We start from the raw sequence: 20,637 nt of genomic DNA, 5'->3' as shown, positions 1-20,637 counted from the left end.
GGCAACGTAACATCCTACTTAAGACCTATTTTTCAGAAAGTTTCGCAATTATGAACAACAAATATGTTGTTCGGCGCGTTTAAAGAATTGGATACGGCGGTAATGAAGGATGGACGCCGTATATTTTATTCGTGAAACTATGCGAAGCTGCGTCCTGGGGAACGAAAGGGAAATTAAGGGAGGAGAGTTCTACGTGAAACGAACACTTGCGATATTGCTCACCATTGCTTTAGCGATGGAACTTTCTGCGAATGCCGCAATGGCATTGCCGCAGACAGACTCAAGCACAGTGCTTAAAGACTCAGTGAAAGACAAAATAGAGGGCTTGAAAACAATTAAGGTGGCATCCATGTCTCCAGCTGCTGGAGCGACGGATGTCAATGTCGGAACTGAACTTATTCTTACGTTTACAAGTGAAGTGGAAAAAGGAAGCGGGAACATCACCGTAAGAAAGAAAAATGGCGATAAGGTAGAGGATGTTGCAGTAGACAGCAGCCAAGTTCGGCTCGATGATACGAAGAAAAAAGCAACGATTACGCTATCCAAGCCGTTGGATTCTGGGGCTTCCTATCGGGTTCAAGCAGATTTCGGCACGTTCAAGTCTGGCAGCTCTGAGTTCCTGGGTATTTATGACCCTACAGAATGGACGTTCACGACAGCAGCTGATACTGGAGCGCCTCAGTTGGATACGGTATCGCCAGCGATCGGGCAACGGGACGTCCGTGTGGATTCCAAGCTTGTGTTGACTTTCAAGGAGAAGGTATGGAAGCAATCCGGCGGGAGCGTCATTATGAAGCAGGCGAAGGACGGCAAAGTGCTCGAAGCGCTGCCGATGTCCTCTAACCGGGTTACGGGAGACGGAACAAATACAATTACGATTGACCCCGTTCAACAATTGAAGCCCAATATGGATTACACGATTGAGATTGCGGCAGATTCTCTGCGCAATGCAAGTGGGAAGTCTTATGCTGGATTGAATACATGGAAATTCACAACAGGCAATCCGGATACAGCGGCTCCATCGTTGAAGTCCGCTGCGCTGAGCAAGGTGGACACGATTCGCTTAACGTTCGATAAGGAATTGAAGAAGACCTCGGTTCCACCAGCTGCAAGCTTTGAAGTATGGGTAAATGGTGACACACGCCGTGTAACGGGTACAGCAATGGGCAGCGATTATGTGGATGTAAGCCTGGAGAATGGAGTCTCTGCGGGTCAGAGCATTTCCATTTCCTATCGTCCTAGTGCTGACCGCAAGTCTATTCAGGATACGGCAGGCAATGCGGCTGCTGCATTCGAGAAATTATCAGTAAGCAATGAGGTTGACCGTACGCCTCCTGTTGTGAAGTCAGCCAATGCGCAAGGCATGAAGGTAGTGTTGGATATGTCGGAGCCGCTGGATACAGTGTCGGCGCGTGCTTATGAGCAATTCAAGGTGACCGTGGATGGAAGCGAGAAGACAGTCAGCCGCATATCTGTGGACGGCTCGAAGGTAACGCTGTCGCTTATTTATGTAATCCGCGATAATCAAACGGTGCGAGTAAGTTACAAGCCAGATCGATATCCGTTGACGGATCGGAGCGGCAACAAGCTTGAAGCATTTACAGATGTGCTGGCGCGCAATGATGCGGATACGAAGGCGCCAGTGCTTCAACGGGCAGAAGTAAGCGGGAGCCTGCTGACGTTGACTTATAATGAGCAATTAGACACGAGCAAAGTACCGCCGCGCGGTCATTTCTCGGTGTATGTCAATCGCTCATCCCGGAGTGTCGATTCCGTTCAAGTGCGAGATAATAGGGTTAATCTGATTTTGAGCTCCGGTGTTAGCGATGGTGATGATGTCACGGTATCCTATGTGCCAGGTACGGGTGAGCCTCGTATTTCGGATCTGGCCGGGAACAAGGCATCTGTATTTACCTTGAAGAAGGTGGACAATGGTTCTGATCGAACGGCTCCAACCTTGCGTTCAGCTTCTGTGAAAGGCAGCACGATGACACTTGTCTTCTCCGAGCGCTTGAAGGAGTTGCCTTCGCCGGATGAGTCCCAATTCGTGGTGCACTCGGACAATCGGGTGATTAAGGTAAAGCGTGCTTCGACACGCAACGAAGAAGTCACCTTGACGCTGGACGAAGCGGTCAATGCATACAGCGCGGTAACGGTTGCTTACTTGCAGGGTAAAAATCCGGTTAAGGACTTGGCAGGGAATTCGCTGCAGTCGTTTGCATCTACGACCGTTACGAATACAACAGATGGCTCCACGACACGCCCTGGAGATTTGCAGCCGGCTTCATTCCGTTGGTTCTTGGACGATGGATGGTATTTGCTCTCCAGTTCGGCAGCGGACACAAGCTCTGATCGTTCCTTGAGCGGAAGCACTGCGAAGCGTTATACAATACCGGCAACAAAGTTGAAATCATCTTTTGAATATGTACTCAAGAACGGCACGCGTAATCATCTGGCATTTGATGTGCCGACATCCGAGCGCGGAGCAGTGGTTGCTGTTCCATTGCAAACATTGAATGAAGTATACAATAAGGCGAATGACGCGATTTTCTCCATTCGTTATGGCGATATATTGATGTCGGTACCGCTTCGTGAGCTGGACTTCCGTGCGCTTGAACGCGAGTGGGGAAACAATCAGGCATACCTGCTGCTTCAAGCAGAATCGCAGTCGGGATCGGATTCCAATGCATTGCTGCGCAGCCTGAACGATACAGGTGCACGCGTGCGTGTCAACCCGATTGAATTCCGCTTGTCGGCATTTGCTGGCTCCGCTACGCCGCGTACAATTGAGGCTAACTTGAAATATAAAGTGCGCAACGCACAATTGATACAGCGTAGTAATGCATCAGCCGTTCGTTATGATTCCGTGCTGAACAAGGCGGGATATGTGCCTACAGTGACGAAGCAGGAGCTAGGCGTTGCGGTATACGCCTTCCAGTTCAAGGGCAATCGTTCCGTTGCCATGATGGATCGCTCGAAGGACTTCTCGGACATTAAAGACCACTGGGGACGAGACGCCATCCGCGAATTGGCATCAAAGTATATCATTGAGGGTGTCAGCAATAATGCATTTGCACCAAACGCCAACATTACGCGCGGGCAATTCGCGATTTTGCTGGCACGCTCGCTGGGGCTTCAAGCTGATGCATCCGGTGCTTCCGCTTATCGTGATGTGAATCAGACCAGCATGATGGCTCCCTATATTGGGGCTGCGACCAAGGCAGGAATTATTGGCGGTTATGAAAATGGCACGTTCCGTCCGAACGAGTCGATCAACCGTGAACAAATGGCAATTATGCTCGTTCGAGCTATGGAATATACAGGACGCAATGTGGCTTCGAACCCAAGCGCACTCAACAAGTTCAATGATCGCGGACAAGTGAGCGGCTACGCTCGCGACGGCGTAGGCAAGGCAGTATCCGCAGGGATCGTGCAAGGGATGACCGCGAATACATTCCAGCCTAAGGCTACCGCGACACGTGCGCAGGCAGCAGTTATGCTGAAACGCATGCTCGAGCAAATTGAATATTTAGGATAATCGCATTTCAGCGAAAATCCGTTGAGCAGGCAGATGGGATCAAACGAAAGAAGTTTGACAACCGTCTGCCTGCTGCTTATACTAAATTATTGGATAGGTATATGGAACAAAACGAAGACGAAAACGAGTAAGCTGAAGCCCTAGGAACAGAGAGAAGATTCCGGATCGGCATATGCCGGCTGGCTGCAAGAATCTTCACCTTGAAGAACAGCTGAACGCTAATTTCTGAGTGTGAATGGAACTTCACCGGGACGTACCCGTTATCAACGTCGAGGCGATCGCAGACGCTTTTCTTGCCCTTGCTTGCATGATACGCAGGCTTGATAAAATGGGGGATGATGTATGCGATAACCAGGGTGGTACCGCGATATATGAATCGTCCCTGATTTTCAGGGGCGATTTTTTTATTTTTATATAACAAACTATTGGGGGCGTTTACTCATGAAAGCTAGTGAAATTCGCGAAAAATGGTTGAAATTCTTTGAAAGCAAAGGGCATCACATTGAGCCAAGCGCATCGCTTGTACCACACAATGACCCATCCTTGCTCTGGATTAATGCGGGTATGGCACCGCTCAAGCCTTATTTTGACGGACGCGTGAAGCCTGAGAACCCGCGTATCGCAAACTCGCAAAAATGTATTCGTACGAACGATATCGAGAATGTCGGCAAGACTCGCCGTCACCATACGTTCTTTGAAATGCTGGGGAACTTCTCCATCGGCGATTATTTCAAAGAGGAAGCTATTACATGGTCTTGGGAGTTCTTGACAAGCAAAGAATGGATTGGCTTCGATCCGAATCGTCTCTATGTTACTGTCCATAACGATGATGAAGAAGCGTACAAGCTGTGGAATGAGAAGATCGGCCTTCCTGCTAACCACATTGTGAAGACAGGCGACGACAACTTCTGGGATATCGGGGAAGGCCCTTGCGGTCCTTGTACAGAGATCTTCTACGATCGCGGAGAGAAGTACGGAACATTGGAAGAGGATCCAGAATGCTATCCAAGCGGAGAGAACGAGCGCTACTTGGAAGTATGGAACAATGTATTCTCACAATACAATCATAACAAGGACGGCAGCTACACGCCGCTTCCGAACAAAAATATTGATACAGGCGCCGGCTTGGAGCGCTTCGCTTCAATCTTGCAGGATGTCGACTCCAACTTCGATACAGACTTGTTCCAGCCGATCATTCAAGCAACATGCCGCATTGCAGGCGTGAAGTATAATGAGCGTCCAGAGTTCGACGTTGCCTTGAAAGTAATCGCAGATCATGTTCGTACCGTAACATTCGCTGTAGGCGATGGCGTTCTGCCATCGAATGAAGGCCGTGGTTATGTAATCCGCCGCTTGCTGCGTCGTGCAGTCCGTTACGGCAAGATCCTCGGTATCGACCGTCCATTCATGGTAGAGCTGGTACAGACGGTATGTGAAGTAATGGGCTCACATTACAACGAAATCGTTGAAAAACGCGAGTTCATTGAGAAGGTAATCAAAAACGAGGAAGAGCGATTCCATGAGACGCTTGTAGAAGGCTTGGCGATTCTGGAAAGCTTGGCATCTGCTGCGAAGCAGGAAGGACGCACGCAAATTGGCGGACAAGAAGCGTTCAAATTGTATGACACGTATGGATTCCCATTCGATTTGACAGAAGATTATGCTTCTGAACATGGATTGACGGTTGATCGTGAAGGTTTCGACCAGGCGATGCAAGAACAGCGTGATCGTGCCCGTGCAGCTCGTCAAGATACGGGAAGCATGAAGGTACAAGGCGGGCCACTTGCTGATTACACGACTAAAAGCGAGTTCGTTGGATATAATGAGTTGGTAACTGAATCCAGTGTACTGGCACTGATCGTGGATAACGAAATGGCAGAAGAAGCACAAGTAGGATCGACTTGCCAAGTAGTGCTTGATCGCACGCCATTCTATGCGGAGAGCGGCGGTCAAGTAAGCGACAGCGGTGTCCTTACAGCAGCTGGATTCAAAGGAGCAGTTGAAGATGTATGGAAAGCTCCTCATGGTCAGCATATCGCAGTAGTGCGCGTGGAAGAAGGAACACTGCGTGTCGGCATGCAAGTACAAGCTGCAGTAGCTCGCGCGATTCGTGAGGATATTATTAAGAATCATACTGCGACACACTTGCTTCATAAGGCGCTCAAGATTGTATTGGGTGAGCATGCGAACCAAGCAGGATCTCTCGTGCAGCCTGACCGTCTTCGCTTCGACTTCACACATTTGGGCAGCATTAGCGAAGAGGAGCTTGTGGACATCGAGCATCGTGTCAACGAGCAAATCTGGAAAGGCACACAGCTTGTTATCGAATCGAAATCGATTGATGAGGCCAAAGAAATGGGCGCAATGGCGTTGTTCGGCGAAAAGTACGGCGATGTTGTACGTGTCGTACAAGTTGGCGATTACAGCATTGAGCTATGCGGTGGCTGCCATGTTAGCAGCACCTCAGAAATCGGTCTCTTCAAGATCGTAAGCGAGAGCGGCATCGGTTCTGGTGTACGCCGTATTGAGGCTGTAACGGGCCGTCATGCGTATCAGTATATGGAGGCGCAATTGGAGCTGTTGAAGCAAGCAGGTTCCTTGCTTAAATCGAATGTAGCGGATGTACCGAAGCGTATTGAAGCTATGTTCTCACGTGAGAAGGAGCTGTCCCGCGAGAATGAATCGCTTAAGAGCAAGCTGAGCAGCATTGAAGCAGGACAATTGACAGACCAAGTTAGAACAGTTGCTGGTGTTCAAGTGCTGGCTGCACAAGTCGATGCAGGCGGTATGGATGCACTTCGTACGACGGCAGACGAACTGAAGGCGAAGCTTCCAGAAGCGATTATCGCACTCGGTGCAGTAAATGAAGATAAAGTGAACTTCGTTGTTGCTGTTGCTCCAGAGCTTGTAAAGAAGGGGCTTCATGCCGGCAAGTTGATTAAAGAGCTCGCTTCTGTGTGCGGCGGTGGCGGTGGCGGCCGTCCTGATATGGCGCAAGCTGGAGGCAAAGACGCTTCCAAGCTGCCAGAGGCATTGGCTCTCGTGGATGAGCTTGTTGGGAAGCAGCTTGGCGTATAATATAAGAGAGGGGAGCCCTGCAATAGGGGCTCCCTGATCCGATTCCATAGGGAGGTTATTGTCGTCAAATTTGTGAACAATGCCAAGCTTTGGATCGGAATATTTTCTAGTTTGTTCGGGTATGTGTTATGATAAGAGTAAAGCGAGGTGTTAGCGATGAATTCCATGGATAAGACGATGAAGTTCAATGTAAAAGCGGAGGAACAGCAAGCTTCCAACGAAGATATCCTGTTGTCTGTCTATGATGCGCTTCTCGAGAAGGAATACAATCCTATTAACCAAATCGTTGGTTATCTTCTATCCGGGGATCCCGCTTATATCCCGCGGCATAACAATGCTCGAAGTATCGTGAGGAAGAAAGAGCGGGACGAACTGATTGAAGAATTAGTTCGCTTCTACTTGAATCATCACCGATAAGTCGCGAGGATGAATGCAGCACGGATAGAGAAGTAAGCATCACTGGATGAATACTGGGAGAGACTGAATGAAGATTCTTGGCTTGGATTACGGAGATCGACGGATCGGTGTCGCGATAAGCGATGCTTTTGGTTGGACGGCACAAGGACTTGAAGTCATTGAGCGTCGCAAACCAGAGAATGATCTGAAGCGACTTGGTGACATTGTGAAGGAGCACGGCGTGGAAGCCTTCGTCCTTGGACTGCCGAAGAACATGAATGGCACAGTCGGACCTCGGGGCGAGCTAAGCATGTCATTTGCAGAACAGTTGAAGCAGTCGTTCGGATTGCCCGTTCACCTGTGGGATGAACGCTTGAGTACGGTGTCGGCAGAACGCGCATTGCTGGAAGCTGACGTCAGTCGCAAGAAGCGTCGACAAGTCATCGATAAGATGGCGGCAACCATTATATTACAAACATATCTTGACTATCAATCAAGAAGGTGAGGGGTTACTATGACACGAGATGAACATTTGCAAGAAGAACCGGAGATCATTTATATTCCGGACGACGAGGGCAACGAGGAAGAATTCGAAGTCATTATGAAGTTCGATGTAGATGGCACGGACAAAAAATATATGATGGTCGTACCTGTCGATTCTGATGATGAAGATGCGGATGAAGTGTATGCGTTCCGTTATGAAGAAGAGGATGACGATTTGAAGCTGTTTACCATTACGGACGAAGAAGAATGGAATATTGTCGAGGAAACGTTCAATACGTTATTTACAGCGGATGAGGAGAATGAAGGGTGACCGAACGACTTGAACTTCAATTGACAGAACAGCTAAAGAATGCCTTCGGTCAATTCGTTGAGATGACGGATGAGGCCGGTCACAGTCGTGTCCTATCGTTAATCGCTGAATTCCGGCTTGATGATCGAGCGTATGCAGTACTTCTTCCAGAAGGTGCTCAAGAACCGGAGCAGGAACTGTATCGCATTATCGGGAGCGAAGCAGAAGGCTGGGAGCTCGAAACGATCGAAGATGATGACGAGTGGGAAGAAGTAGCTGAGCTGTATGATGAATTAACGTACCGAGACGAATTTTAATTTGTCGTTTGTAGAGTCGGTGGATGGCATCGGCTAACTGATATTTTACGGAAAAAGGGCGGATTTCCGCTCTTTTTCCATGTAGGAGAGTGTGTGGATGAAGAAAGGCTCGAAGGTGCTGCTCACGATCAGCCTTGTGCTTCTACTCGTAGCTGGCGCTGGTGTTGGTTATATATGGAGCGGAATGCGTCCGCTCGCGCAAGAAGAACGGGAGATTCCCGTTTCGATCCAACAGGGCTCTGGAACAGCAGCAATCGCATCACAGCTGGAGGAGCAGGGAATTATTCGCAATGCACTCATTTTTAAAGTGTATTTGAAATGGAACGGGGAGGGAAGCCGCTTCCAAGCGGGGAAATACACGTTCCGTCCCGGTGTTACCTATGACGACATTATCGCGAAGCTCAACAGCGGGGAAGTCGTTCCGGAAGAAATGGTTCGCTTCACAATTCCAGAAGGTTATACCGTAGAACAAATTGCGGACAAACTAAGCAATGATGGCGTTGTGGATAAGAATCGCTTCTTGAAGCTGGCAAATGATACGGCTTGGCTTAAGGGACAGGCCCCGATCGCTGCGCATATTCCGACTGACGCCAAGTTGAAGCATCGACTTGAAGGATACTTGTTCCCTGAGACCTATGAGTTGAAGAAGGGGAGCTCTGAGGAAGAGATTATATCACGGATGGTGCTGGAGACAGAGAAGCGATTGTCGCAGGCTTCCCCAACTTGGGAATCCGATTTGAAGACACGTGGTCTGACGCTGCACGATATGCTGACCTTGGCTTCGCTTGTTGAGCGAGAAGCGGTTGTGGGTGAAGAGCGTCCATTGATTGCGGGCGTCATCGATAATCGAATTGCGAAGGGGATGCGTCTGCAAATTGATGCCACCGTTCAATATGCACTGGACAAGCCGAAGGAACGTTTGTATTATAAGGACTTGGAAATCGACAGTCCTTACAATACGTATAAAATAGATAAATTGCCGCCAGGGCCTATTTCCAGTCCAAGTACGGCCTCCATTCAAGCAGTATTGAAGCCGGAGGCTTCAGAATATTTGTATTATGTGACGAAAAAAGACGGCACTCACACGCATCTGTTCGCCAAGACATTCCCAGAGCATCAGCGTAATATCGAACAGAGCAAGAAAACGGCAGCACAATAGAAAGCGGTGAAATGAACATGACTTATCAACCTGAATTGCTTGTTACCGCAGGCAGTGTTGAGGAATTGGAACGCTTGCTTCAAGCAGGCGCGAATGCAGTCCTCGTCGGGGAAGAAAAATATAGCATGCGCATGCCAGGCGAAATGACCATTGCAGATATCGAGGCAAGCCTGCCGATCGTCCGCAGCCATAACGCCAAACTGTATGTTGCAGTAAATAATATTATGCATAATGAGCATCTGACAGATCTGTCGACTTACTTGAAGCGACTTGAGGAACTGGGCGTTGATGCGATTGCCTATGGCGATCCAGCTGTAATTATGGTTGCACGAACAGCAGCGCCAACTCTTCGTCTTCAGTGGAATGCGGAGATGACATCGACGAACTACCGGACAGCTCAGTACTGGCAGAAGCGTGGCGCAAGCCGTATCGTTGCTGCCCGCGAGCTGAACCTTGAGCAAGTGGTAGAGATGAAGCAGCAGCTTCCGGATATGGAGGTTCAAGTTCAAATCCATGGTATGACGAATATTTATCATTCCAAGCGCCATTTAGTTCACCATTACATGCGTCATCTTGGCAAAGAAGAAGGCACATATGAGGTAGGGATGGAGCAGAAGCTGTTCCTCGTAGAGCGAGAACGTCAGGATGAGAAGTTCCCGATGTATGAAGATGCGAACGGAACACATATCATGAGCTCAGACGATATGTGCTTCATCGAAGATTTGAAGTTGCTGCTCGATGCACACATTGACAGCTTTAAGATCGAAGGAATTTTGAAGTCGATTTCATATAATGAAACCGTTGTTGGCGTGTATCGCGAAGCGATTGATAGCTATATTGCTGATCCTGAAGGGTATTCCATGAAGGAAGAATGGCTGGAACGCATTCGTGCGGTTCAAGATCCAGAGCGAGAGCTCTCATTCGGATTTTTCTATAAAGAACAAATGTATTAAGGAGGGGGCGTACAACGATGAGTACACAAACGAAACGTAAATATAACGGCAAGCGATATCGCTTGGATAAGCCGGAATTACTTGCTCCCGCCGGTAATTTGGAGAAGTTGAAGTTCGCTATTCATTACGGTGCGGATGCCGTGTACATTGGCGGACAAAAATACGGTCTGCGTTCCAATGCGGACAATTTCAGCTTTGAAGAAATGCGCGAAGGTGTGGAGTTCGCTAAAAAATATGGTGCGAAGGTGTTCGTGGCGACGAATATTTATGCACATAATGAAGATATCGAAGGCCTAGAAGAGTATCTTCGCAACTTGGAGGATGCGGGCATTAGTGCCATTATTGCTGCAGATCCATTCATTATTGATACTGCGATGCGCGTAGCGCCGAAGCTGGAGGTTCATGTAAGTACACAGCAGTCCATCGCGAACTGGCAGACGATTCAATACTGGAAAGATGAAGGCATGCCTCGCGTCGTCTTAGCTCGGGAGACGAGCATGGATGAAATTCAGGAGATGAAAAATCACGTCGACATCGAAATTGAGGCCTTTATTCATGGTGCGATGTGTTCTTCTTATTCTGGACGCTGTGTGTTGTCCAACCACTTTACAGACCGCGATTCTAATCGTGGCGGCTGCTGTCAATCATGCCGCTGGAAATACGATCTGTTCGAGGATGACCGTGCAGATGCAATGGATATGATCAGCGAACAGGAAGCATCTGGTTCGTCTGTATTGGAGCAGTTCCGTCTAGGCGTCAATCAAAAGGCGTTGTTCGATGAGAATGACAATGCGTTCGCCATGAGTGCGAAGGACTTATGCATGATCGAGCATCTGCCGGATCTGATCGATGTTGGGGTGGACAGCTTCAAGATTGAAGGCCGGATGAAGTCGATTCACTATGTGGCTACGGTCGTTAATGTGTATCGGAAAGTCATTGATGCATATATGGCCGATCCGGACAATTATGAGCTGAAGCAGGAATGGCTGGACGAGATTTATAAGGCGGCTAACCGTCCTGTCAATACAGGCTTCTTCTACGAAGAGCCGGATCATGAGGATCATATTTACGAGCCGGAAGACAAGCCGGCACCTTATGATTTCGCTGGATTGGTTATGGACTACGACGCTGAGACAGGCATCGCGACGGTTCAACAGCGCAATCACTTCAAGGTTGGAGCTGAGGTTGAGTTCTTCGGCCCGAACAATAGGTTCTTCAAGCAGAAGGTAGAGAAGCTGTGGGATACAGAAGGCAATGAGCTGGATGCAGCTCGCCATCCGCTGCAACTTGTGCGTATGAAGGTCGATCAGCCGGTTACGTATTTCGATATGATGCGTAAGAAGAATGCCAAAGCGTAAGTGATTTAGAATAACGGAAAAAGTGAGCCCTTACCGGAATGGTAGGGGCTTTTTTTGTGCAGAAATAATGCCAAGTAGGTGTGATCAAAAGGATAGATTGGCGCATGAACTAGCGCTTGTGGTTATGTATAAGGAGAAGTGGGCAGTAATGGTACTGATAAGGAGAAACGGACTTCGTTTGTGGATAAGGAGGTGGATGAAGTGTTGTCGCGCCAACGTTCGAAGCGGCAGAAGCTCATGTACAATCGGCTTGTTCTGCTCGCATGTGCCATTACCGTAATGATCGGAATCTATATTGTTAGATTAGGCTGGCTCCAGCTGTTGTTCGTGCACAGCAAGGTGGATGATGGAGTCCATACTGTTCTGCAGCGCACCGTCATTCAACGGGCACGTGGTGTAGTGCTGGATGATGGACGCGGCTCGATCGTAGATCGGGCTGGGCGCCCGTATACGGGTCAGGTCGTGAAGGCCCTTGTCCTCTTCCCAGTGAATAAAAATGCTATTCGTACGGATGCAGTTCGGAGCATGGCGCTCTGGCTGCACGAGTCAGAACAAGAAGTCCGGCGTCGATGGGAGGAGCTTGTCGAACCTTACATTTGGCCGAATGAGAAGGATAAAAAATTGCCCTTCGAGCTGAGTGCGGAGCAGGCCGATCGAGTTCAATTATCTGATTGGGAAGGGATTCGAGTACTTCCATATACAGTTCGATATCCGCTTCGTCAGCATACTCCGCAATGGGTAGGGGCTATTGCGGATATGACGGATACATCGAACAATGAGTATTTCAAGAAGAGTGGCAACAATGCTAATTCAAGTATTGTTGGTGTATCGGGTTTGGAACGAACGTTTGAACCATTGCTCAAGGGATTGGGCGCCACGACAGTCGTCCATTATACAGATGCAAGTCAACTGCCGCTGCATGGACTCGATGTGCGCTTACGGCGTCCTGATAATCCATATTATCCATTAAGGCTTATTACGACAACGGATCAGACAATCGAAGCCGCTATTGAGCAAGTACTTGATCGGTATCATATTGAGAAGGGATCGGTAGTCGTCCTTGATGCAGCAACAAGGGATGTGGTGGCGATGGTGTCTCGCCCTGCCGCAGATCCTTATCATATTGAGCCGGAGAAGGCAGCGTGGAACAATCGGGCAACCAAGGCCCTCCAGCCGGGGTCTGTCTATAAGCTGTTCATTGCGGCTGCCGCAATGGAAGCGGGACTGACGCAACTGAATGAACGCTTTTCCTGCGATGGGCATTATGGGAAGTACGGTTTAGCGTGCTGGCTTCCAGAAGGGCATGGTACGTTGACATTGCGTGAGGCATTGGCAGAGTCATGCAATGAAGTGTTTGCTGAGTTGGGAGAACGATTGACAGGGCAGCAGCTATTGAACTATGCCAAGACAATGGGGCTAAGCGGGCTTGTTGGTATGGTTTCGGATGATGGGATGGGCCACCGGAGTTTGCGGCACTTCGAAGGAGAGGAAGGAAGTCGAATATTTCCTGACAATGTACAGCCGGGGAATGTGTCGGGCGGAGAACGAGCTCAATCTGGTATCGGGCAGCGGAATGTTCGATTGACACCTTTGGCTGCAGCCAACTTCGTCGTAACGCTGCTTCAGAATGGAAACTTCGGATCACCACGATTGATTCAGGAAGTGCAGTATGCCACAGGGATGCCGATCGTTCGATTCCCTGTACAAGTCAAAAAGGAGCGAGTGATGAAGCTGGAGACAGCCCGTAACGTAATGAAAATGATGGTGGATGTCGTCCAGTACGGTACGGGGCAATCGCTCAAACAGGCTTCCTGGAACGTTGCAGGCAAGAGTGGTACTGCCCAAGCTGAGGCATTTGGGACGGCTAACGTACATACATGGTTTGTAGGGTACGGCCCAGTTGAGAAGCCAAAGTATGCAGTGAGTGTCGTCAGCGAAGATGACCAATCTGGCACTTCGCATAAGGCAACAGAGGTATTCCGAGCTGTAATGGATGTGCTGGCTGCACAGCCTCCACATAAATAGCAGGCCAATCTCATCAAGGAAGATTGGCCTGCTATTTCATATCAACAAGGTATCTTGGTTTCTACTTGTTCTTTGGTTCTTCGTTATCTTTATTGTCCTCATTTTGATCAGGAGAATTGTCAAATGGATGTCCAGATACAAATTCTTCTTTAGGCATACGAATCCAACGTTTTAAATAACCTTGATCGTAAAGAGCTTTTATTAAGATCAAGAGGACGGTGGACATGACGATGCCGATAACCCCGAACAATGACATGGACACGATCATGAAGGACAGCATCGTAAATGCGGATACCCCAAGCGATGTCCCCGTAATCTTCGGATCAAGAATTTGCCGGATTAGAAGGGTGACGCCCATAACGACTGCAAGTCCAATGGCTAGCGATGTATTTCCGATAATAAGCAGGTAGGCGATCCAAGGGATAAAGATAAATGGAATCCCTAAGAGCGGCAGTAAATCAAAAAGTGCCGACAATAAAGCGACTAAGAAGGAATTGCTCACGCCAAGTACAAGCAGACCGATAAACACAATGACAAAGGTAACGGAAATCAGCTTCAGTTGAGCCTTTAAGTAAGCAGATAACCCCTTCAGAACATTTTCCTTTAGAAATATGTAGGCTTTAAGAAACGTGCGCGGTGTTTTATTGCGGGCAACTCTGCGCCAAGTATCAATCTCGATGCTGAGGAAATAGCCAAGGATGATGGCGATGAAAAAGTTCAGCGTAAACGTCGAGAAGGACGTTATTTGCTTAATGAGCAGGCTGAGCAATCCGACGATAAATTCGGAAATATGCTGGGCCGCATTGCCGGCATATTCATTGATGCGGCCAGATACATCAGGCGGCAGTGATTCATACCGGTTCTGCAAATACGTGGCGATGTTCACCATTTCACTCTGAACTGCCTTAATATAGGTAGGCAGCTTGGCTTGCAGCTCGATTGCTTGATGCACGAGTATAAAACCGAGCCCAAACATGGCTCCTAGAATGACAAGTACGAACAATAAGACGGAGATGGCCGAAGCGATAGCTTTCCGCATACCCCGCCGGTGAAGAAATGCCGCCAGCGGTTCGATGAACATGAATACGATGAAGGCTAGAAAAATAGGGGCGGCTATCGAGTACAAGTAGCTAAACGTGTACATGATTAAATATGCAGTCAAAATCAACAAAGCGATATCAAATGCTGTCCGCCAATACTTACGGTAAAATGCAATCATAGAACAGACTCCTTTTCACCAAATAACAATATGATAATCATTGTACACGAAACGATTTCCCGTGCCTATTCTTTGTTCATTATGTTACAATAATAACAGTTCATACGTAGAGTAAGTATACGTATATGTTCAAGTCTGAAGAGCTTGAGAACGTTGCATTTTATTATGTAAATAAGAAACGGGGAACTGGGATGGTAGAATTCATTTTATTATGGGGGTTTTACATCCTGACGTTTTATGCGTTTCTCCCTGGCTTAATCAGCCGCCTGTTTGGATTTCGTGTCTTCCAGAAGGGACGTGCAGAACGGGAACTGGCGTTGACATTCGACGATGGTCCAGATCCGATTTATACACCTCAGCTGTTAGACCTATTGAAGAAATATAATGCCAAGGCAACATTCTTTGTGGTTGGCATCCACGCAGAGCAGCATCCAGACGTGCTGAAGCGAATGCACGATGAGGGTCATCTTATCGGTATTCACAATTATGTTCATAAGTCCAACTGGCTGATGCGTCCAAAAACGGTGAAACGACAAATCCGTAAAACGTCAGACATTATTGAATCAGTAACTGGCAAACGATCGAATTACTATCGACCGCCTTGGGGGATTGTCAATCTATTCGATTATGGCAGATTGGGTCACTTGCAAATTATATTGTGGTCTGTTCTATTCGGGGATTGGCGGAAGAAGCTCGGCTCTGAACGCTTGTATCGGCGTATGATGAAGCGATGTCGGGGTGGGGAAGTTCTACTGCTGCATGATTGCGGCCTTACACTTGGGGCAGATCGGGAAGCGCCAGCGAATATGCTGGCGGCATTGGAACGGTTTCTAGACGAAGCGGAGAAGCGCGAGCTGCGCTGTGTCCGTATCGATGAGCTCATTCGATTGACCGATCAAGCCCGGATGAAGAATCCAAGCTTGCTTAGACGCATGGTCGTACGTTTCTGGTTTCTCTATGAGAAAGCTTTCCACTCCGTCTTTGCGTTGAAGACAACGAACCATGAACAGCCTGTGTTTCATTTCCGTGTTCGTCCGTATCATGGCAAGGCCGTAGTCTTAGATGACGGAGTAGAATTGAAGCATAATGACCTGGTGCTGGAACTGCATTTCGACAATCGACTATTATATGATATTGGTCATCGGTCGAGGAGTGCGATGCAAATTGCAATTCAGATGATACGTTCCGTAGAACGTACGCTGCCAGAGCTTGCTGATTACTTGCTAAGCGATCAGAATTTACGGGCGAATGTGAAAGCATTGTACGGAGTAAGCATGATGCACCGGGGACCCGAGCAATTCGGATTTACGGTACGAGATTTGCCAAGAGGATTATTCTCTTGGGTGTCTCGGAGATACTTGCGGCTGCTGATGAGCATTATTCATCCACAGGGACAGAATCGATTGAGGCAGCAAGCGGAACAGATGATTCCGAAGTTGATTATCATGTCGACAGAAACCTTGTTATCGCGATATGGAAGAGATAGAAATTATGCATTTGATGCGAATGCATCTGAGCGGCTTGTGCTCGTCGATAAGAAAGTAGAGAATGTGGCGCATCCGTTATAATTCGATATATTTACCAAATAATAACATTTGATTTAAAAGCTTTGAAAAATGACATTGTTCATTTTTTAGAGCTTTTTTTGTACTCCTTAACGGAATGAGTATTTATGCAACTTTTATGCAAAAAAATAAAAATGCAGAAATGCACATTCTGAGAGGAATAAGTAGACAGTTATCCACTGAGGGGATACAATATAGTGAAATAGGATCAGATTTCCGTTTTTAGTATAAAAATAGTTTGATTTTTTGAGACGATTTTCCTATGATTGATAAAAAAAAGTTATCGAATGAAAATTAAAATCTTTTAAGGTAAAGCTGACATAAGCATTTACAAATACGAAATTATCAAGTAGTATTATGAAAAAATATTCGTCTCTTGCTGAGGAATTGGTCATTCTTTCTTATTTTATTGACCAATGTTCTATAAAAGAGTATATAGCCGAACATTCGAAGCTAACTAGGTAATATGTATACAACTTTTATACTATTTATAAATGTCATCTAAGAAATAAGGGGAGAATGTTGTGAAAAAAAGTCTTAGCACCATGATTTGCTTATTGTTATCATTGACACTTATCCTGTCTGCTTGCGGAGGCGGAAATTCCTCTGAAAGTGCAGATAAGTCTACTGGCCAAAATACAGAACAACCTGCTGAAGAATTGGTAACCGATGGCTTGATTAAAGCTTCGGATGTATCCTTGTCTCCAGAGCTTGCGAAGAATCGTAAGGACACGATGATTATCGGCATCACGTCACCAAGCGGTATTTTTAACCCACTCTTTGCGGACTCGCAATATGATAACTTTATTAATAGCACCCTATTCACCAGCATGATTGAAGTGAACAAAGACGGTACTTATAAAGAAGGGATCGCGGAGAAGTGGGAAATCTCTCCTGACAACCTTGTTTATACGTTTACACTTCGCGATGGTTTGAAGTACAGTGATAACACTCCTGTAACAGCGGACGACGTAGCATTCAGCTTGACTGTATTGCACGACAAGTCCTATGACGGTCCTTCTGACATTATCAAGGATGCTCATATCAAGGGCGGCAAAGAGTATAAAGAAGGAAAAGCAACATCCATCGAAGGTATTAAAGTTCTTGACCCACGCACGATTCAAGTGACAACGACAGAAGTGAATGCATTGGCATTTTCCGCTATCGGTTCCGTAGGCGTGCTTCCTAAAGCAATCTACGGCAAGGATTACAAGCAAGGCAGTCTTGGTTACATGAGAGACCTCTTCACGCATCCGGTCGGCAATGGACCGTACAAGCTTGAAAAGTTCACTCCAGGTCAAGAGGCAGTATTGGTAGCAAACGAGCTCTTCTACCAAGGCAAACCTAAAATCGAGAAATTGATCTACAAATTCACGACGTCGGAAACGAATGTGCAATTGCTGCAAGCCGGCGAGACGGATATGGATTTCATCGATGTTAACAAAGACACAATCGAGCAATTGAAAGAATTTGGATTCGTTGACGTTAACCTGTTCCCAGCGAACAGCTACGGTTATATCGCGTTTAACCATAAGCATGACCAATTCAAGGACAAGCGTGTTCGCCAAGCATTGACATACGGTTTGAACCGTAAGGAAATCGTTGATGCGGTATACCAAGGCTATGCAGACGTTCTGAACGTTCCGCAATCCAAAGTATCTTGGGCGTTCACAGATGATGTGAATAAGTACGATTTCGATCTGGAAAAGGCAAAACAATTGCTGGATGAAGCAGGCTGGAAAGTCGGCGGTGACGGCATTCGTGAGAAAGACGGCAAGAAATTCAAGATTACGTTCACAGCAACTACTCCTAACCCTGTAAACGATGCAATCATTCCACTTGCTCAAGCAAGCTACAAAGAGCTTGGCATCGAATTCGTTGCAGAACAAATGGACTTCAATGCTGCTGTAGACAAGCGTAAAAAAGGCGATTTCGACATGATGTTCTTGGCGTGGGGCTTAACACCAGATCCGCAATCCGGTGAAAATGTGTTCAAGACTGGCGGTTCCCAGAATGATGTTGGATACTCCAATCCGAAGGTTGATGAGTTGTTCACGAAAGCTGGAGCAATGGTCGACACAGAAAAGCGCAAGGAAGTCTTTAAAGAGTTGTATAAAGAGTTGAATGAGGATCTTCCTTACATCTTCTTGTACCAGCGTCGTGATATGTGGGCGAACAACGCTCGCTTGCAAGGCTTCGATATGTCGCCATACCGCAACTTCACGTATAGCTTGCCACAATTGCAAATTCAATAGCCGCAAGGCAAATGAATGATGCCTGCAAAATGCTCAGCCTCCGGGCTGGGCATTTAGGCTTATATAAAGCTAGGAGGAATAATTATGAAGCAATACGCCATTCGGCGGCTGTTACAATTGGTTCCTACGATAATAGGGGTATCCGTTATCCTGTTCGCCGTGTTTGCATTGGCACCGGGTAACTTTATCGATTCGAACCCGACGATTTCCAAAGAGCGCGCTGCCGAACTTAAAGCGATTCATGGGTTGGACAAGCCGCTTACTGAGCGTTACTTCACTTGGGCGAGCAACACACTCAAGGGAGATCTGGGGATGTCGATACAGCATAAGCAACCGGTTACAACTGTACTTAATCGGTATATGTGGAATTCCTTTATGATCGCTGCAATCGTATTAGTTTTATCATGGGCAATTGCAATTTTAGTCGGTGTATTTTCTGCTATCAGGCAATATTCCTTTTTTGATGGGGTAGTTACGTTTCTCGTATTTGCCTTAATGTCATTGCCATCGTTCTTTGTTGGCTTATATGCAATTAAAGCGTTAGCTGTCGACTTCAAAATATTCCCTGTTGGCGGAATGTACACCTCCGGAAGCAATGCTACCGGATTGGCGCAATTCTGGGATTTGGTTCATCATTTAATGCTGCCAGTCATCGTGCTGACTGCACTGAGTGTAGGTTCACTTACTCGTTATTTCCGTACGAGCATGCTGGAAGTTATCCGTCAGGATTATATCCGTACTGCACGTGCGAAAGGCCTAAAAGAAAGAACGGTTATTTTCAAACACGCGCTTCGCAATGCAATGCTGCCTGCAATTACTTTGCTGGGTATCGAGCTTCCGGGATTGTTCGGTGGCGCAATGATTACGGAGAAAATCTTCAACTGGCCGGGTATCGGCCGCATCAACCTGGAAGCAATCACGTCGCGTGACTACTTCTTGTTGATGGGCTTCACGATGTTCTTGGCATTGCTCACTGTAGTCGGTAACTTCTTAGCTGACGTGCTGTACCGCGTGGCCGATCCACGTGTACGCATGAAATAGAAAGGGGAAAAAGCTCGTGTCTCAAACTGCTACTAACTCTGCAGCTGCAACAGCTGCTTCGAAGACGAAGCCTGCTTCCCCGTGGAGGTTGGCATTTAAGCAACTTAGCAAGAACAAATTCGCAATGGGCGGAATTGTCGTTGTACTTTTAATGTTCATCATTTGCTTTATTGGCCCGCTGTTCTCGCCGTATTCATTGGATACGATGGGCCCAATGAAAAATAAAGGTCCTTCCGCTACGCACTGGCTTGGTACGGACAACCTGGGACGCGACATCCTGCTGCGGGTTATGCTCGCAGGCCGCGTTTCCTTGATCGTCGGACTCGTGGCGATGATTATCTCTGTCACAATCGGTAGTACGCTTGGCGCGATTGCAGGTTACTATCGCGGATGGGTTGATTCCATCATCATGCGTCTAGCAGATATTATGATGTCGATTCCTAGTTTGCCGCTCCTGATCATTCTTGGTGCGGTTCTATCGGATATGAAGGTTCCACCGGATAAGCGGATTTACGTGGTTATGTTCTTGCTTGGATTCATGAGCTGGCCGAGCTTGTCCCGTCTCGTGCGCGGGCAGATCTTAATGCTTCGTGAACAGGAGTTCATGCAAGCGGCAGAAGTGCTTGGTCTGCGTGACCGCCGCAAAATCTTCCGCCACTTGTTGCCGAACACGATTCCGATCATTATCGTCGTAGCGACATTGACGGTTGCAGGTGCAATTCTGCAAGAGTCGGTATTGAGTTACTTGGGTCTAGGGGTAGTACCGCCGACACCGTCATGGGGGAACATGATTACGGCCGCGAACAACTTGATTGATTTCCAGAAGCGTCCATGGCTGTGGATTCCGCCTGGCGTATGTATTTTCTTGACAGTAATTTCGATTAACATCATTGGTGACGGCTTGCGGGACGTCCTCGATCCGAAAATGAAGAGGTAGGGA

The 20,637-nt window shown here is 47.5% G+C and carries 15 protein-coding genes; 14 read left to right on the top strand and 1 reads right to left on the bottom strand.

The features are described from left to right. Positions 1-193 precede the first annotated feature (193 nt). The 10 genes from RQP50_RS13375 to RQP50_RS13330 all read left to right on the top strand — a co-directional run bounded on the left by RQP50_RS13375 (position 194) and on the right by RQP50_RS13330 (position 13,617). The gene (locus RQP50_RS13375) at positions 194-3,538 is read left to right on the top strand and encodes a SwmB domain-containing protein (protein ID WP_315745728.1); all 3,345 of its coding nucleotides are present in this window, start codon (positions 194-196) and stop codon (positions 3,536-3,538) included. 441 nt (positions 3,539-3,979) lie between these two features. Continuing rightward, entirely contained in the window at positions 3,980-6,616 is a 2,637-nt protein-coding gene (alaS, locus tag RQP50_RS13370; RefSeq protein ID WP_315745727.1) for an alanine--tRNA ligase, read from the top strand. 156 nt (positions 6,617-6,772) lie between these two features. Further along, entirely contained in the window at positions 6,773-7,033 is a 261-nt protein-coding gene (locus tag RQP50_RS13365) for an IreB family regulatory phosphoprotein (RefSeq protein WP_005547503.1), read from the top strand. A gap of 67 nt (positions 7,034-7,100) precedes the next feature. Then, positions 7,101-7,517 (top strand): Holliday junction resolvase RuvX, encoded by a 417-nt coding sequence (ruvX, locus tag RQP50_RS13360; protein WP_021257001.1) that lies wholly within the window; start codon positions 7,101-7,103, stop codon positions 7,515-7,517. 9 nt (positions 7,518-7,526) lie between these two features. Continuing rightward, positions 7,527-7,826, top strand: coding sequence for a DUF1292 domain-containing protein (locus tag RQP50_RS13355; protein ID WP_021257000.1), 300 nt, complete (start codon positions 7,527-7,529; stop codon positions 7,824-7,826). After that, positions 7,823-8,122, top strand: coding sequence for a DUF1292 domain-containing protein (locus RQP50_RS13350; RefSeq protein ID WP_065292202.1), 300 nt, complete (start codon positions 7,823-7,825; stop codon positions 8,120-8,122). The genes RQP50_RS13355 and RQP50_RS13350 overlap by 4 nt, the downstream gene beginning before the upstream one ends. A gap of 97 nt (positions 8,123-8,219) precedes the next feature. Continuing rightward, on the top strand, positions 8,220-9,281 hold the full coding sequence (gene mltG, locus RQP50_RS13345; RefSeq protein ID WP_315745726.1) for an endolytic transglycosylase MltG: 1,062 nt from the start codon (positions 8,220-8,222) through the stop codon (positions 9,279-9,281). 17 nt (positions 9,282-9,298) lie between these two features. Continuing rightward, on the top strand, positions 9,299-10,234 hold the full coding sequence (locus RQP50_RS13340) for a peptidase U32 family protein (protein ID WP_315745725.1): 936 nt from the start codon (positions 9,299-9,301) through the stop codon (positions 10,232-10,234). 17 nt (positions 10,235-10,251) lie between these two features. Beyond that, positions 10,252-11,592, top strand: coding sequence for a peptidase U32 family protein (locus RQP50_RS13335; protein ID WP_315745724.1), 1,341 nt, complete (start codon positions 10,252-10,254; stop codon positions 11,590-11,592). 138 nt (positions 11,593-11,730) lie between these two features. After that, on the top strand, positions 11,731-13,617 hold the full coding sequence (locus RQP50_RS13330) for a peptidoglycan D,D-transpeptidase FtsI family protein (protein ID WP_315745723.1): 1,887 nt from the start codon (positions 11,731-11,733) through the stop codon (positions 13,615-13,617). Positions 13,618-13,678: 61 nt separating this feature from the next. Here RQP50_RS13330 and ytvI read toward each other — a convergent pair whose 3' ends face one another. Next, on the bottom strand, positions 13,679-14,836 hold the full coding sequence (ytvI, locus tag RQP50_RS13325) for a sporulation integral membrane protein YtvI (protein WP_072730372.1): 1,158 nt from the start codon (positions 14,834-14,836) through the stop codon (positions 13,679-13,681). Between the two features lie 191 nt (positions 14,837-15,027). Between ytvI and RQP50_RS13320 the strand changes: the two genes are divergently transcribed. The 4 genes from RQP50_RS13320 (at position 15,028) to opp4C (ending at position 20,634) form a co-directional block, all read left to right on the top strand. Next, entirely contained in the window at positions 15,028-16,404 is a 1,377-nt protein-coding gene (locus tag RQP50_RS13320) for a polysaccharide deacetylase family protein (protein ID WP_072730474.1), read from the top strand. Between the two features lie 521 nt (positions 16,405-16,925). Then, complete coding sequence (locus tag RQP50_RS13315) at positions 16,926-18,656, top strand: ABC transporter substrate-binding protein (protein WP_072730373.1); 1,731 nt, start codon at positions 16,926-16,928, stop codon at positions 18,654-18,656. A gap of 84 nt (positions 18,657-18,740) precedes the next feature. Further along, entirely contained in the window at positions 18,741-19,697 is a 957-nt protein-coding gene (locus RQP50_RS13310; protein ID WP_072730374.1) for an ABC transporter permease, read from the top strand. Between the two features lie 16 nt (positions 19,698-19,713). After that, positions 19,714-20,634 (top strand): oligopeptide ABC transporter permease, encoded by a 921-nt coding sequence (gene opp4C / locus RQP50_RS13305; protein ID WP_072730375.1) that lies wholly within the window; start codon positions 19,714-19,716, stop codon positions 20,632-20,634. The last annotated feature ends 3 nt before the right edge of the window (positions 20,635-20,637 follow it).

Origin of the sequence: Paenibacillus suaedae, assembly GCF_032337355.1 — a bacterium.
Classification (GTDB): Bacteria; Bacillota; Bacilli; order Paenibacillales; family Paenibacillaceae; genus Paenibacillus_B; species Paenibacillus_B suaedae.
The sequence above is the reverse complement of the archived record's forward strand: the minus strand, read 5'-3'. Positions and strand labels throughout refer to the sequence as shown.

Coding starts and splice junctions, on each gene's coding strand:
- RQP50_RS13310 (WP_072730374.1), top strand. CDS start 18,741: ATGAAGCAATACGCCATTCGGCGGCTGTTACAATTGGTTCCTACGATA.
- ruvX (WP_021257001.1), top strand. CDS start 7,101: ATGAAGATTCTTGGCTTGGATTACGGAGATCGACGGATCGGTGTCGCG.
- RQP50_RS13340 (WP_315745725.1), top strand. CDS start 9,299: ATGACTTATCAACCTGAATTGCTTGTTACCGCAGGCAGTGTTGAGGAA.
- mltG (WP_315745726.1), top strand. CDS start 8,220: ATGAAGAAAGGCTCGAAGGTGCTGCTCACGATCAGCCTTGTGCTTCTA.
- RQP50_RS13335 (WP_315745724.1), top strand. CDS start 10,252: ATGAGTACACAAACGAAACGTAAATATAACGGCAAGCGATATCGCTTG.
- ytvI (WP_072730372.1), bottom strand. CDS start 14,836: ATGATTGCATTTTACCGTAAGTATTGGCGGACAGCATTTGATATCGCT.
- RQP50_RS13320 (WP_072730474.1), top strand. CDS start 15,028: ATGGTAGAATTCATTTTATTATGGGGGTTTTACATCCTGACGTTTTAT.
- alaS (WP_315745727.1), top strand. CDS start 3,980: ATGAAAGCTAGTGAAATTCGCGAAAAATGGTTGAAATTCTTTGAAAGC.
- RQP50_RS13355 (WP_021257000.1), top strand. CDS start 7,527: ATGACACGAGATGAACATTTGCAAGAAGAACCGGAGATCATTTATATT.
- RQP50_RS13365 (WP_005547503.1), top strand. CDS start 6,773: ATGAATTCCATGGATAAGACGATGAAGTTCAATGTAAAAGCGGAGGAA.